Below are 13,197 nucleotides of genomic sequence, written 5' to 3' on the forward strand. Positions count from 1 at the left end.
GTCGCGTGGCCGAACCGCTCCGCTCGTGCCATGGTGGAGGCATGCTGCCCGACGCGGAGTTGAATCCGGCTGCGGTCGAGATCGGCGGGTTCTTCCCGCAGCCACCCGATGCCCTCTGGGAGGCGCTCATCGAACCGCATCTGGTCGAACGCTGGCTACAACTGCGCTCCAGCGGATTCGCGGCGGCGGTGGGCACCCGCTTCGTCTTCGCGGTGCCCGGCACGCCGCCCGGCGAGATCGCCTGCGAGGTGCTCACGGCCAGCCCGGGGGAGCGGCTCACCATCAGCTGGGTGGATCTGCGCGCCGAGCGTCCCGCGCGCTGGGTGGTGGATTGGCTGATCCAGCCCGAGGGACGCGGGACGCGACTGTTGCTGACCCAGACCGGTTTCGATATCGAGGACCGGCGGCAGAAGATGGCGCGCAATGCCATGGAACGCGGCTGGAAGACCACCCTGTCGCGGTTGCGCGAGGTCCTCGAGCGCTGACCCGGATCAGCGCGGCAGCGAGCCGTTCGCCGCGGAGGTGACGGTCCCGCGCCGCGGCAGGACGGAATCGTCCACCAGGCGTAGCGCGGTGAATCCGCGTTCGGCGGCCAGCCGGCGAATCGCCGCCACCTCGTCGTCGGTCCGCTCGGTGACGTCGATGCTGACCTCGGCATCGGCCAGGCTGTGCCCGGCATCGGCCAGCTGCGTGGCCAGCATGGTGAAGGTCAGGAGCGCATGCTCCTCGAAGAGTTGCTCGGGTTCTATATGCGGTATCCCCTTCATGAGCAGGCAGCGTATGCAGTGGGAGGGGAGGAAGGCGGCATCGATGCCTGGCGTGTCGGATTCGCGGCGTTTTCACCCGCCGGCCGCGCGGGATAGCCGAGCGGCCAGGTCACGGACGTGATCGGCGAGTTCGGGCGGGTGCAGGACACGGAATTCGAAGCCGAAGGACACGGTGTAGAAGGCGATGGCCTCCAGCGACGGCCCGCCGGTGTGCAAGATGCAGGATTCGGCGTCCACGGGTTCGAGGACCCCGACCGTGGGGGCGATGCGATCCGCGGCGGTTTCGACGGGCGTGTGCAGCAGGATGCGGGCCTGGTGCCGGTAGGGCGCGCTGGTGATGCCGTGCGAGACCAGCTCGGCCGGGTCGGGCGCCTCGCGCGGAGTGAAGCGCGGGCCGGTGGGGATGCGCGGGGTGAGGCGATCCACCCGGTAGGTGCGCCAGTCCTCGCGATCGACATCCCAGCCGGTCAGATACCAGCGGCGGCCGGTATGCACCAGGCGATGGGGTTCGGTTGTGCGGCGGGAGGATTCGCCGGCATGGGTGCGGTAGTCGAACCGCAGCCGATGCTGATCGCGGATCGCGGCGGCGATGACGGTCAAGGTGTCCGGGTCCACCTGCGGGCCGCCCGCGGGCACCGCGACCGTCGCGGCCTGCAACGCGGTCATGCGATGCCGCAGCCGCGACGGCAGCACCTGTTCGAGCTTGGCCAGCGCCCGCAGCGAACTCTCCTCGATCCCGGCGATGGTGCCGCCCGCGGCCGTGCGCAAGCCCATGGCGACCGCGATCGCCTCCTCGTCGTCCAGCAGCAGCGGCGGCAGTTTCGCGCCCGCGCCCAGCCGGTACCCGGCCGACCCGGCGCTGGCGTGCACGGGATAGCCGAGCGTGCGCAGCTTCTCGATATCGCGGCGCACCGTGCGCACATCCACCTCGAGTTGATCGGCCAGTTCCGCGCCGGTCCAGTCGCGCGGAGTCTGGAGCAGGGACAGCAGGCGCAGCAGGCGCGCGGAGGTTTCCAACACGAATCCGATTCTGCCCGACACCTAGGGCGAAACCTGTCCTAACCGGCTCCTACCGTAGTTCTCATGAGCAACGAGATCCTTCCCTTCCGCATCGAAATCGCCCAGGAACAGCTCGATGATCTGCGCGCCAAACTGGACGCCGCCCGCCTGCCCGCCCCGCTGCCCGGCGACGACTGGGACACCGGCGTCCCCGTGCACTGGCTGCGCGAAATGGTCGACTACTGGCGCACCGGCTACGACTGGCGCGCGGCCGAAGCCGAATTGAACCGCTACCCGCAGTTCGTCACCGAAATCGACGGGCAGCGCATCCATTTCCTGCACGTGCGCTCCGCCGAACCGGAGGCGACGCCGCTGCTGCTCACCCACGGCTGGCCCGGCTCGATTGCCGAATTCCTCGATGTGATCGGACCTTTGACCGATCCGGGCGCGCACGGCGGCGACCCCGCCGACGCCTTCCACCTGGTCATCCCCGCCCTGCCCGGCTTCGGATTCTCCAGTCCCATCAACGATTCCGGCTGGACCCGGGCCCGCATCGGCCGCACCTGGGCGGAGCTGATGAACCGTCTCGGCTACGAGCGCTACGGCGTGCAGGGCGGTGACATCGGCGGCTCGGTCAGCCCCGAAGTCGCCCGCACCGCACCGGATCACGTGATCGGCGTGCACGTCAACGGCGGCACCAACCTGCCCCCGGTGCCCTTCCCGGACAGTGAACGCGAGGGCCTGAGCGAACTGGAACTCGACCGGGTGCGCCGGATCAACGATTTCGTGCGCGAGGAATTCGGCTATATCGCCATCCAATCCACCCGTCCGCAAGCCCTCGCCTACGGCCTGGTCGATTCCCCGGTCGGTCAGCTGGCCTGGATCATGGACAAGTTCCGGGAGTGGACCTTCCCCCGGAACGTGCTGCCCGACAAGATCATCAGCCGCGATCGGCTGCTCACCAATGTCATGCTGTACTGGCTCACCGGCACCGCCGGCTCCGCGGCCTACGTCGGCTACGCGAACGTCGGCTCCTGGGGCGAGCAGCCCGCGAACTCCGGGGTGCCCACCGCCGTGCTGGCCTTCGCCCACGACGTCTGCATCCGCCGCTACTGCGAACCCTCGAACACCATCGTCCGCTGGACCGACGTCGACCACGGCGGTCACTTCGCGGCGCTCGAGGAACCCGCGCTGCTGGTCGCCGACATTCGCGAATTCTTCCGCGACCTGCGCTGACCGTCCGGGGTGGCGGCCGTGACGCACAGCGATGCCGCGCACAGCGCCACCCCGAACCAGACGGCCCCGTTCACCCCGGCGCCGTCGGCCAGCAGGCCGCCGAACAACGCGCCCAAGGCGATCGACAGGTTGTAGCCGAGCGTGTTGATGGACATGGCGGCCTCGAAGGCGTCGGGTGCGGCGGCCAGCGTCGAATTGATCTGGCACAGGTTGGCCGCGCCGAACGAGACGCCCCACAGCACCATGGCCAGTACCAGTCCGGTGCGGGAATCGCCGAAGGCGAGCAGCAACAGCAGCGAAACCACCAGTCCCGCACCGGCGGTGAGGAATGTCGCGCGCAGGTTCCGGGCGACGGCCTGCCCGGCGAGGAAGTTCCCGGCCGCGCCGCCGAGTCCGTAGACCATCAGCAGTCCGGTGACGAACCCGGCCGAGGCGTTCGAATTCTCCTCGGCGAACGGCCGAATGAACGTGTACGCCCCGAAATGCCCGAGCACGTACAGCATTACGGCGATCATCACCGCTCGCAGCCGCGGATTGTCGAGCGGCAGCCGGAACACCTCCCGCACCGACACCGCGTTCTCCGAAGGCAGCGACGGTATGACGGCGGCCACCGCGACACCCACCACCGCCGCGAGGGCGCTCCAGATCAAAAACGTTGTCCGCCAATCGGTGAGACTCTCCAGCAACGTGCCCAGCGGGATTCCCACCACGGTGGCGATCGAGATCCCCGACAATGCCACCGCCGCCGCCCGGTTGGCGTGCTGCTCCGGCACCAGCCGCATGGCCATACTCACCCCGATGGCCCAGAACATCCCGTGCGCGAACCCCATCACCAGCCGCGTGGCCAGCAGGATCGGAAAGTTCGGCGCCACAGCGGTAATCAGATTCCCCGCCGCCAGCACCGCGAGCAATGCCGACAGCAGCAGCCGCCGATCCACCCGCCGCGTCCACGCCACCAGGAACGGCACTCCCAGCCCCGCCGACACCCCGAACAACGTCACCATCAGCCCGGCCACGCCCACCGCGACGTCCAGACTCGACCCCACCGCCGTCAACAGCCCGACCGGCATCAATTCGGTGGTGACGAAGGTGAACAGGCTGGCGGTGATCACCCCCACGCCTACCCAGGGCCGCCACGTGCCCTCGCTAACCCGTTGTGTCACTTCGCTACTCATACCCAGATCCCACCCCGCGCCGATCGATGAGTCCAACACATGTTTGTCACCGCATCGATCGTGATTCAAGATTGATCCGTGGAACTCCAGCAACTGCGCTACGTCCTCGCGGTAGCCGAAACCAACAGCTTCACCCGAGCCGCCGAACGCTGCCTGGTGGTCCAATCCGCCCTCAGTCACCAAATAGCCCGCCTGGAAAGGGAACTCGGCGCCAAACTCTTCGAACGCACCAGCCGCCGGGTCCGCCTCACGCCTGCCGGCGCCGCCTTCCTGCCCGCCGCCCGCCAATGCCTCGCCGCCGCCGAGCGCGCCGCCGCCGAAGTGGCCGCGGCCATCGGCGAAATCCGGGGCACGCTGGCCCTGGGCCTGATTCCCACGGTCACCGCCGTCGACATCCCCGCGGCCCTGCGCGATTTCCGGGAACGTCACCCGCAGGTCCGCATCACCCTGCGGGTGGGCGCCAGCGACGATCTCATCGCCCGGGTCGAACAGGGCGAACTGGACGCGGCCTTCCTCGGCCTGCCCGTCACCACCGAGCCGAAGGGGGTATCCGCCCGGGAACTGGGCCGCGACCGCCTGGTAGCCGTGGTGGCGCCGACCCACCCCCTCGCCTCGGCCCGGGCGGTGGATCTGCGCACCCTCGCCGCCGAAGTCTTCGTGGACCTACCGGCGGGCACCGCCGGCCGAATCCAATCCGACCAGGCATTCGCCGCCGCCGGCCTCACCCGCGACGTGGCCTTCGAGGTCACCACGGCCGACTACATCGCCCGCCTGGTCGCCCCGAATCTGGCCGTGGCCATGCTCCCGGCCGCCTACGCCGCCGAAATCCCCGGCGTGGCCGCCCTCGAAATCACCGACGCCCCCGCTCGCGTCGAATACGCGGTCTGGAGCAGTCGATCCACCACTCCCGCCGCAACCGCGTTCCTCACCTCCCTGGGCATCGCGGTTCAGGCGCGATGAGGGTAGGCGCCGCCGTCCACGACGATGCGCTGGCCGGTCAGGTAGCCGGCGGCGGGGGAGGTGAGGAAGGCGACGACCTCGGCGACTTCCTCGGGGCGGCAGACGTGACCGAACGGGGCCGTAGCGTCGAGATCGGCGGCTCGGCGGGAGGCACCGGCGGTCAGGGCGGTGGTCAACCGGTCGCCCATCTCGGTGGCCACCAGCCCGGGAGCGACGATGTTCACGTGAATGCCATGGGGCGCTTCCTCTTTGGCGAGGGTGTGGGCCAGGGCTTCCAAGGCGGCTTTGGCCATGTTGTACGGAGCCCCGGCGGCGCCCAGCGCGTGGGCGGCGACGCTACTGATCATGATGATGTCGCCGCGCGGGCGGATGCGCATGCCCGGGAGCACCTGACGGGTGAGCTGGTGGGGCCCGATCGCCTGGACGCGGAGCAGCCGCTCTACCTCGTCGGAGGCGGTATCGGCGACGGTTTGCCCGCGACTGGCGATGCCGCCGTTGTGCACCAGGATGTCTATCGGGCCCAGGTCGGCTGTGATCCGCTCGACCATGGCGGTGACGGCGGGTAGATCGTCCACCGGGGCTTGGACGGCCAAGGCCTCGACCCCGAGCTTGTGGAGTTGTTCCACGGTCTCCTCGGCGGAGGCGGCATCCCGGCGGTAGTTGACGGCCACTTTCGCCCCCCGCGCGCCCAGCGCCAGGCTGATGGCGCGGCCGATACCGCGCCCGCCGCCGGTCACCAGGGCCACGCGGCCCGCCAATTCGGTTGCTGCCGTGTTCATTCAAGCTCCTTTGCCGATGAGTAATCCGATCATCGCGCGCGGCGGTGGCCGGTGTCGATGGCGGGCGGCGACACCGGCGGGCGGGATGTCCGAAATGGGTGATCGGTTAGGGCAGACTCGGCTACCGAATGGTCTGTTGCCGAGTGGAGGAGCTGAGACGATGCGGTTCGGTCAGAATCTCGACGAAGGGATTTCGCGGCGGGCCGTCCTCGGGCTCGGGATGGCGGCCGCGGCGGCGTTCGGGCTGAGCGCCTGTGGCGATTCGGGTGATTCGAGTTCGGCGACCACCAGCACGACGCCGCCGTCGAACGACCCCAAGGACATCGCGATCGATGCCTACGTCTTCGGCTATCCGCTGGTGCTGACCGATGTCACGCGCGAGACCGGGGGACCGGCCAACCAATTCGTGCACCAGAATCCGCCGACCCCGCAGGAGAAGCAGGTGGTGCGGCTGAACCTGGACACCTTGTACTCGCAGGCATGGCTGGATCTGCGGGCCGAGCCGATGGTGCTGCAGGTGCCCGCCATCGAATCGGGGCGGTACTGGCTCATGCAGTTGCTGGACGCGTGGACCAACACCGTGCACGATCCGAGCAGTATGGATCAGCAGATCAAACACGGGAAATCCGATCCGCCCTCCACCTATCTGATCACCGGGCCGGGCTGGACGGGCGCCGTGCCGGAGGGCATGACCCAGCTGGCGATGCCCACCGGCACCACCTGGCTGCTGGGCCGCATCGAATACAAGGGGACCGCTGATCTCGCGAATGTCCGTGCGATCCAACAGCAATTGAAGCTGGCCCCGCTGAGCGTGTGGAGCGCCGACCCGAATGCGGTGCAGGGCGGACCGGGTGCGCAGGCCGCCGGCGGTCCGTCGCCCGCGTACACCGTCGCCGCCATGGACGGCCCCACCTTCTTCGATCGCCTGTGCGCGGTCATGGCGTCGAATCCGCCCGCCGCGGCGGACGCCCCGGCCCTGAAGCGTTTCGCCACCATCGGCGTGAAGCCCGGCGCCACCATCGATCCGCTCTCGGCCGACCTGCTCACCACGGCGGCGACCACGGCGCGCAAACAGATTCCGGCCTACCACGATCCGGACGGCCAGGACCAAAACGGCTGGGTCTTCGACCTGAACGTCGGCACCTACGGCACCGACTACCCGCTGCGCGCCGAGGTCGCCATGCTCGGTCTCGGCGCGAACCTGCCCAAGGACGCCGTGTACCCGACGGTGAACGCGAATGCCGACGGCGGCAAGCGTTTCCGGCTCACCTTCCCCAAGGGCGAGCTCCCGCCCGTCGGCGCGTTCTGGTCGCTCACCGCCTACGACGCGCACAGCTACCTGATCGACAATCCGGCCGGCATCTACTCGGTCGGCCACCTCACGCCCGCGGTGGCCGGGTCCGACGGCTCGGTCGAAATCGCCGTCCAGAGTGAGGATCCCGGCTCATCGGTGCCCACCGGCAACTGGCTCCCCATCCCCGCCTCCGGCCCGTTCTCGGTCACCCTGCGCCTCTACGCCCCGAAAGCATCGGTGCTGGAAGGCAAATGGCGGGTGCCCAAGCTGGAAACCGTGGGCTGACACGCCGGCGGCGGAGGTGCACCACCACCTCCGCCGCCGCATGTGAATACCGTTACGGGGTAACGATATTGAAGTTCGGATCCGGCTTGTCCATCACACTCTCGAGCTGCGCCAGCTTGCCCGGATCGCCGCTGACCTTGATGGACCCGTTCTGGATCTCCTTGACGATGTCCTGCGCCCCGGTCATCACCGCGATCAGCTTCAGGCGCGGCAGCGTGAACGTGGCATCCGGTGCGGGACCGGAGAAGTCGGCCGGCTTCACATAGTGGATGAGCACGCCGTTGCGCAGTTCGGTGCGGTAGGTCTGGTTCTGATCGGTGATCACCCAGTCGTTGACCAGCTTCAAATCCCACGCCTTGGGCCCGTTCACCAGGAACGCAGCCGAATCGAAGACCTGATCCACGCTCAGCGCGCTGATCATGCTGACCGAATTGGCCTTGGTCGGCGTCCCGAAGTTCCCGTTGCGCAGCTCGTACGCGCCGGAGAGATAGAAGTTGCGCCACGGCCCGCTCTCGGACCCGTAGCCCAGCTGCTCGAAAGCGCTGGCCTGCAACATCTTCGCCTTCTCGTTGTCCGGCTCGGCGAAGATCAGATAGTTGAGCGCCTGCACCGCCCAGCGGTAATCACCGTCCGAGTACGCCTTGCGCGCGGTCTTGAGCACTCCGCTCGCGCCGCCCATGGCCGCCACGTGCCGCTTGGCGCTGTCCACCGGCGGATGCTCCCACAGGTGCGCCGGATTGCCGTCGAACCAGCCCATGTACCGCTGGTAGATGGCCTTCACGTCATGGCTGACGGTGCCGTAGTAGCCGTGGTTGTACCACTTGGCCTCGATGGCCGGCGGCATCTGGATCATCTCGGCGATCTCGATGCCGGTGTAGCCCTGGTTCAGCATGCGCAGCGTCTGATCGTGCAGGTAGCCGTACGTATCCCGCTGCAGCTGCAGCCATTCGGTGAGCTTGTCGTTGCCCCAGGTGGGCCAGTGGTGCGAGGCGAAGGCGACATCGGACTTGGCCGCGAACATATTGATGGTCTCGGTCAGGTACTGCGACCACACGTGCGCGTCGCGCACCAGCGCCCCGCGCAGCGTCAGAATGTTGTGCAGCGTGTGAGTCGCGTTCTCCGCCATGCACATCGCCCGGAAGCCGGGGAAGTAGAAGTTCATCTCCGACGGCGCCTCGGTGCCCGGGGTGATCTGGAAGACGATCTCCACGCCGTCGATGTTCTCGGTCTGCCCGGTGTGGGTGACGTCCTTGGTGGGCGCGATGAGGCTGACCGTGCCGGTGGAGGTGGTCATGCCCAGGCCCGCGCCGACCTGACCCTTCTCACCACGCGGTAGCGCCGCGCCGTACATGTAGGCCGACCGCCGCGCCATGGCGGTGCCCGCGAAAATGTTCTCCGCGACAGCGTGTTCCATGAAGCCCTGCGGCGCGATGACCGGAACCTTGCCGGAGGCGGCGTCTTCCGCGGTGGTGACGCCCATGGCCCCGCCGAAATGGTCGACGTGCGAATGCGTGTAGATCAGGCCCACCACCGGCTTGTCGCCGCGCTTGGACCGGTACAGGTCCAGTCCGGCCTTGGCGGTCTCGACCGAGATGAGCGGATCGATGACGATGATGCCGGTCCGGCCCTCGATGATGGTCATGTTCGACAGGTCCAGGCCGCGGATCTGGTAGATGCCCGGAACCACTTCGTACAGGCCCTGTTTCACCACCAGCTGGCTCTGCCGCCACAGGCTCGGGTTCACCGAGTTCGGACAGGAGCCCTGTAGGAAGCCGTAGGAGTCGTCGTCCCAGACGGTATTGCCCTTGGTGTCCTTGATGATTCCGGGCTCGAGCTTGGCGATGAAGCCCCGGTCGGTATCGGCGAAGTCGGTGGTGTCGCCGAACGGCATGGACGACTGCACGGACTTCTGCTGATCGATGATCGAGCTGCTGGCGTCGACGGCGTCCTTGGAACTCTTCTCGGCGGCCGAGCCATTGTCGGAGTTGCTGTCGCAGCCGGTGGCGGTGACGCCGATGCCGGCGGCGACCAGAGCCGCGGCGCCGACGCCGAACACCCCGCGCCGGGACATGGTGAACCCGTTCGGCTTCGGATCGTCGCCGGCGGGGGTGCGGTTCTGGTCTGACATCGGTGTCTGCTCCTGTCTCGATTCGACATTGGTGAACACACGGCAGAGCTCAGTAACCAGTTAGTTGCTGTGATTCTGCCAGGGGGCGGTGTGGATCAAGGTCGTTTCCCTCACCCTAGCACTCTATTGCAGTCATACTGCAATAGGATCGGCGAATGACCTACCCACGGGGACGAGTTCCGGCCGATGTGATCGGATTTCCGGTATGACCGACGGCGACCAGGGGCGCACCCGACGGCGGCGCAATCCCGAACAGACCCGCAAGGCGATCATCGGCGGCCTGCTGGCGGCGGTGCACGACGGCGATTTCGACCCCACCACCAAGACCATCGCCGAGCGCGCGGGCGTGTCGGAGCGCAGCATCTTCGTGCACTTCCCGACCCGCAACGACCTGCTGGTCGCGGCCGTGGAGGTGCAATCCGACGACGTCGAGGCGGCGATCGCCCAGGTGGATCCGGCGGCGCCGCTGGCCGAGCGCATCACCGCGGTGGTGCGCCAGAGCGAGCGCATCTTCGCGCTGCAACGCGAGCCGCGGCTGATCGGCCTGCTGGAATCGCCGGGCGTGCCGGGCCTGGACGCCCGGATGCGGCTGGCGGACAAACGCATTCGCGAGGGCCTGGCCAGGACTTTCGCCCCGGAACTGGCGGCCGCCACCGGCCGCGAGGAACTGCTGGACCTGATCGACGCCACCGCCGGCTGGGCCTACCGCCATCACCTGATGGACCGGCGCCGGCTGTCCGAGCGCACGGCGTCCAAGGCGATCGGCCGGACGCTGCGGGCGCTGCTCGAGGGCGGCCGCTGACCAATAACTGATAACTTGCTGACAGCGGGTACGACCTACCGCCCGTACCGACCAGGAGATCAGTTGACCACCGCACGACACCTGTCGCCCGGAACCGCCCGGCCGGGAGTTCCGCCCGCCGACGTCATGCCACAACTGAACTTCCCCGCCCTGCTCCGGCCCGAGCCGGCGCGCGTGCTGGACCAGGCGTCCGGGCGCGTAGTCCTCGTCAACGCCCCCGCCGGCAGCGGCAAGACCGTGCTCCTCGCCGAATGGATCCGCCGCGCCCGCCGGGAACGCCCCGGCACCCGGCCGGCCTGGCTGACCGCCACCGAACTCGACGGCGAAGCCGCACGCCTGTGGGCCGCCCTGCGCATCGCCCTCGACGTGCCCGGCTCGGTCCTGCGTGGAGAGCCGACCACCGAACCCGCCCAGCTCGCCGCCGCCCTGCGCGACCGTCCCGAACCGGTGGTGCTGGTCCTGGACGAAGCGCACCTGATCACCGATCCGGACGCGCTGACCGGCCTCGATCAGTTCCTCGGGCAGCTACCGCCGTCCGCGACCGTGATCATCGCCGCCCGCACCGCCCCGGCCCTGCGCTGGCACGCCCTCGAACTCGAAGGCCGCCTGATCCGGGTCGGCGTGCGAGAACTCGCCTTCACCAAGGCCGAAGTCCGCGACCTGTGCGCGCAGCACGACTGCGTCCTCTCCACCGCCGAACTCGACGCCGTCATGGACCTCACCCGCGGCTGGCCCGCCCTGGTCCGCATGACCGCCATCTACCTGGCCGCGCACCCTCATGACCGCGACACCGCCTTGACGGCCCTGGCCCGCCCCGCCCACGTCGTGTCCGACTATCTGGCCGAGGAACTCCTCACCACCCTGCCGGATTCCGTGCGCCGCTTCCTGGTCCACACCAGCGTCCCGGACCGCTTCACCGACGACCTCGCCGCTCACCTCACCGACCGCACCGCCCGCGAAACCCTCGACGAACTCGAGCGCCTGAATTTCCCGATGACCCGCGAAAGCGACAGCGGCGCACTGTGGTTCGAATACCACCCCATGCTGCGCTCCTACCTCCGCGTCGAAGCCCACCGCCTCGGCGCGGCGGCTCTGGCCGACCTCCGATTGCGTACCGCCCGCTGGTATCTCGCCGCCGCCGATCCCTACGCGGCACTACCGCATCTGCTGGCCGTCGCGAATCCCGCACCGCTTCGCGAGTTCCTCCGCGATCACGCGATGGGCCTGGTCCTGGACGGCCTCGGCCCCGAACTCTTCGCTCAGCTCGAGGCCGCCGATGCCATGGCAGCCGCCGATCCCTTCATCACTCTGCTCCGTGCGACCTCGGCCCTCACCCGCGACGAAACCGCCGCCGCGGCAGCATATCTGGATCTGGCCGCCGACCGGCCTCGCTGCTCTCATGCGGACCGCGCCGGACAGGTGGGCGACACGATCGCGCGTGGCTGTTCGGCGTTCGTGGCCGATGACTGGTTGTGCACGTTGCGGCTGGCGGTGGCCATCGAGACGGCTATGCGGGCCGGGACCACGCTGGGCGATCCCGACTTCCCGTTGCACATCACCCCGACCGGGAACCCGGATATCGACGGGTACGCGGCCGTGCAACTGGCCATGGCGCGGTTGGCGTGCGGGAAGGTGGCCGAGGGGGAGAAGGAGTTGCGGCGGGCGCTGACGCTGGCCGAGCACAATCGGCACGCGCATATGGCTTTGCGGTCGATGTCGCGGCTGGCCATCGCGGCGGGGGTGAACGGGGAGATCGCGGCCATGCGGGAGCGGGGCATGCGGGCGATGGAGATCGCGGTCGCGCACGAGCTGCTGGGGACCGCGGATGTGCTGGAACCGCTTGCCATATGCGCGGTTTCGGCGCATCTGCAAGGGGATGAGCGGGCGGTGCGGCACTATGCGGAGGAGCTGGCGGCGGCCGAGCATCGGGGGGCGTTCGGGCCTGGATCGCATGTGCACGTGGTCGCCGAACTGCTCGCGTTCGATACCGCGTCGGACAAGCACACGGCAGCACAAGCCTTGCGGCACAGCATGTCCCGGCTCATGGTGCGAGCGCATCCGCCGCTCACCCGGGGCCTGCTGCCGCCGGTGATCTGGGCGCTGCTGCGGGTGCCCGACACCCGCCCGACCCGGTTGCTGCTGGCCGAGGCGCGCCAGCAGCTCGGCGACAGCCCGGTGGTGCTGCTGTGCGAGGCGGCGCTGGCCCGGGCCAATGGCAAGGCGCGTTCGGCGCGCGCCATCCTGGACCCGCTGCTCACCGGTGATCGCCCGCTGCGCGCGACCATCGCCGCGACCGCCTGGGCGCTGGCCGCCAGCGTCGACGCCGAACTGGGCAATTCGCTCAAGGCCTACGACGCCATGGTCAACGCGCTGCGCGCGGCGGCTCCGGAACATCTGATCCGGCCCTTCCTGGACGTGTCCTCGGCACTGGACCTCCTCGACACCTACGCCGGCCGCTTCGGCCGCGACGACGCCTTCGCCGAACGGATCCGCCACCATCCGGCCGCGCGCCGCGCACCCGCGCACACCGCGCTGACCGAAACCGAATTGACTGTGCTGAAACAACTTCCGTCGGGCCGCACCACCCGGCAGATCGCCGACGACCTGGGCGTATCGATCAACACCATCAAAACCCATATGCGCGGCATCTATACGAAACTCGGCGCGGATTCGCGCGTGGCCGCCCTCGATCAGGCCCGGCGCATCGGCCTGCTCTGATCCGGATACAGAAATGCCGGTGTGACGAGATGAGGGGGTCGTCACACCGGCATT

The 13,197-nt window shown here is 68.7% G+C and carries 11 protein-coding genes; 6 read left to right on the forward strand and 5 right to left on the reverse strand.

The window, feature by feature from the left end; all coding sequences use genetic code 11:
- The first annotated feature begins 41 nt into the window (after window positions 1–41).
- Window positions 42–485 carry an SRPBCC family protein gene (locus NY1_RS17000; protein WP_067713811.1) on the forward strand — a complete coding sequence of 148 codons (444 nt, stop codon included), beginning with the start codon at window positions 42–44 and terminating at the stop codon, window positions 483–485.
- Window positions 486–491: 6 nt separating this feature from the next.
- On the opposite strand, the gene NY1_RS17005 is transcribed toward NY1_RS17000, so the two are convergent.
- The gene (locus NY1_RS17005) at window positions 492–767 is read right to left on the reverse strand and encodes a hypothetical protein (RefSeq protein WP_067713814.1); all 276 of its coding nucleotides are present in this window, start codon (window positions 765–767) and stop codon (window positions 492–494) included.
- 72 nt (window positions 768–839) lie between these two features.
- A complete protein-coding gene (locus NY1_RS17010) occupies window positions 840–1,787 on the reverse strand; it encodes a helix-turn-helix transcriptional regulator (protein ID WP_067714449.1) in 948 nt (315 codons plus the stop codon).
- 63 nt (window positions 1,788–1,850) lie between these two features.
- Between NY1_RS17010 and NY1_RS17015 the strand changes: the two genes are divergently transcribed.
- On the forward strand, window positions 1,851–3,002 hold the full coding sequence (locus tag NY1_RS17015; protein WP_067713816.1) for an epoxide hydrolase family protein: 1,152 nt from the start codon (window positions 1,851–1,853) through the stop codon (window positions 3,000–3,002).
- Here the strand turns inward: NY1_RS17015 and NY1_RS17020 are convergent.
- On the reverse strand, window positions 2,930–4,165 hold the full coding sequence (locus NY1_RS17020; RefSeq protein WP_218028377.1) for an MFS transporter: 1,236 nt from the start codon (window positions 4,163–4,165) through the stop codon (window positions 2,930–2,932). The genes NY1_RS17015 and NY1_RS17020 overlap by 73 nt on opposite strands.
- Before the next feature lie 90 nt (window positions 4,166–4,255).
- On the opposite strand from NY1_RS17020, the gene NY1_RS17025 reads away from it, so the two are divergent.
- The gene (locus NY1_RS17025; protein WP_067713819.1) at window positions 4,256–5,137 is read left to right on the forward strand and encodes a LysR family transcriptional regulator; all 882 of its coding nucleotides are present in this window, start codon (window positions 4,256–4,258) and stop codon (window positions 5,135–5,137) included.
- Here the strand turns inward: NY1_RS17025 and NY1_RS17030 are convergent.
- Window positions 5,125–5,916: an SDR family NAD(P)-dependent oxidoreductase gene (locus tag NY1_RS17030; protein WP_067713822.1), complete on the reverse strand. Its 792-nt coding sequence runs from the start codon at window positions 5,914–5,916 to the stop codon at window positions 5,125–5,127. The two genes, NY1_RS17025 and NY1_RS17030, sit on opposite strands and share 13 nt — an antisense overlap.
- A gap of 160 nt (window positions 5,917–6,076) precedes the next feature.
- On the opposite strand from NY1_RS17030, the gene NY1_RS17035 reads away from it, so the two are divergent.
- A complete protein-coding gene (locus NY1_RS17035) occupies window positions 6,077–7,495 on the forward strand; it encodes a DUF1254 domain-containing protein (protein ID WP_067713825.1) in 1,419 nt (472 codons plus the stop codon).
- Between the two features lie 52 nt (window positions 7,496–7,547).
- On the opposite strand, the gene NY1_RS17040 is transcribed toward NY1_RS17035, so the two are convergent.
- Complete coding sequence (locus NY1_RS17040; RefSeq protein ID WP_233434378.1) at window positions 7,548–9,386, reverse strand: alkyl/aryl-sulfatase; 1,839 nt, start codon at window positions 9,384–9,386, stop codon at window positions 7,548–7,550.
- 442 nt (window positions 9,387–9,828) lie between these two features.
- Here NY1_RS17040 and NY1_RS17045 point away from each other — a divergent pair, with 442 nt between their 5' ends.
- Entirely contained in the window at window positions 9,829–10,425 is a 597-nt protein-coding gene (locus tag NY1_RS17045) for a TetR/AcrR family transcriptional regulator (protein ID WP_067713827.1), read from the forward strand.
- Between the two features lie 63 nt (window positions 10,426–10,488).
- Window positions 10,489–13,143, forward strand: coding sequence for a winged helix-turn-helix domain-containing protein (locus NY1_RS17050; protein ID WP_157762291.1), 2,655 nt, complete (start codon window positions 10,489–10,491; stop codon window positions 13,141–13,143).
- Window positions 13,144–13,197: the final 54 nt, after the last annotated feature.

This window comes from Nocardia yamanashiensis NBRC 100130 (assembly GCF_001613325.1).
Taxonomy (GTDB): Bacteria; Actinomycetota; Actinomycetes; order Mycobacteriales; family Mycobacteriaceae; genus Nocardia; species Nocardia yamanashiensis.

What these genes read in the sequence shown, in the direction of transcription:
- NY1_RS17045 (WP_067713827.1), top strand. Translation starts at nt 9,829, where the DNA reads ATGACCGACGGCGACCAGGGGCGCACCCGACGGCGGCGCAATCCCGAA.
- NY1_RS17015 (WP_067713816.1), top strand. Translation starts at nt 1,851, where the DNA reads ATGAGCAACGAGATCCTTCCCTTCCGCATCGAAATCGCCCAGGAACAG.
- NY1_RS17005 (WP_067713814.1), bottom strand. Translation starts at nt 767, where the DNA reads ATGAAGGGGATACCGCATATAGAACCCGAGCAACTCTTCGAGGAGCAT.
- NY1_RS17035 (WP_067713825.1), top strand. Translation starts at nt 6,077, where the DNA reads ATGCGGTTCGGTCAGAATCTCGACGAAGGGATTTCGCGGCGGGCCGTC.
- NY1_RS17040 (WP_233434378.1), bottom strand. Translation starts at nt 9,386, where the DNA reads ATGCCGTTCGGCGACACCACCGACTTCGCCGATACCGACCGGGGCTTC.
- NY1_RS17030 (WP_067713822.1), bottom strand. Translation starts at nt 5,916, where the DNA reads ATGAACACGGCAGCAACCGAATTGGCGGGCCGCGTGGCCCTGGTGACC.
- NY1_RS17000 (WP_067713811.1), top strand. Translation starts at nt 42, where the DNA reads ATGCTGCCCGACGCGGAGTTGAATCCGGCTGCGGTCGAGATCGGCGGG.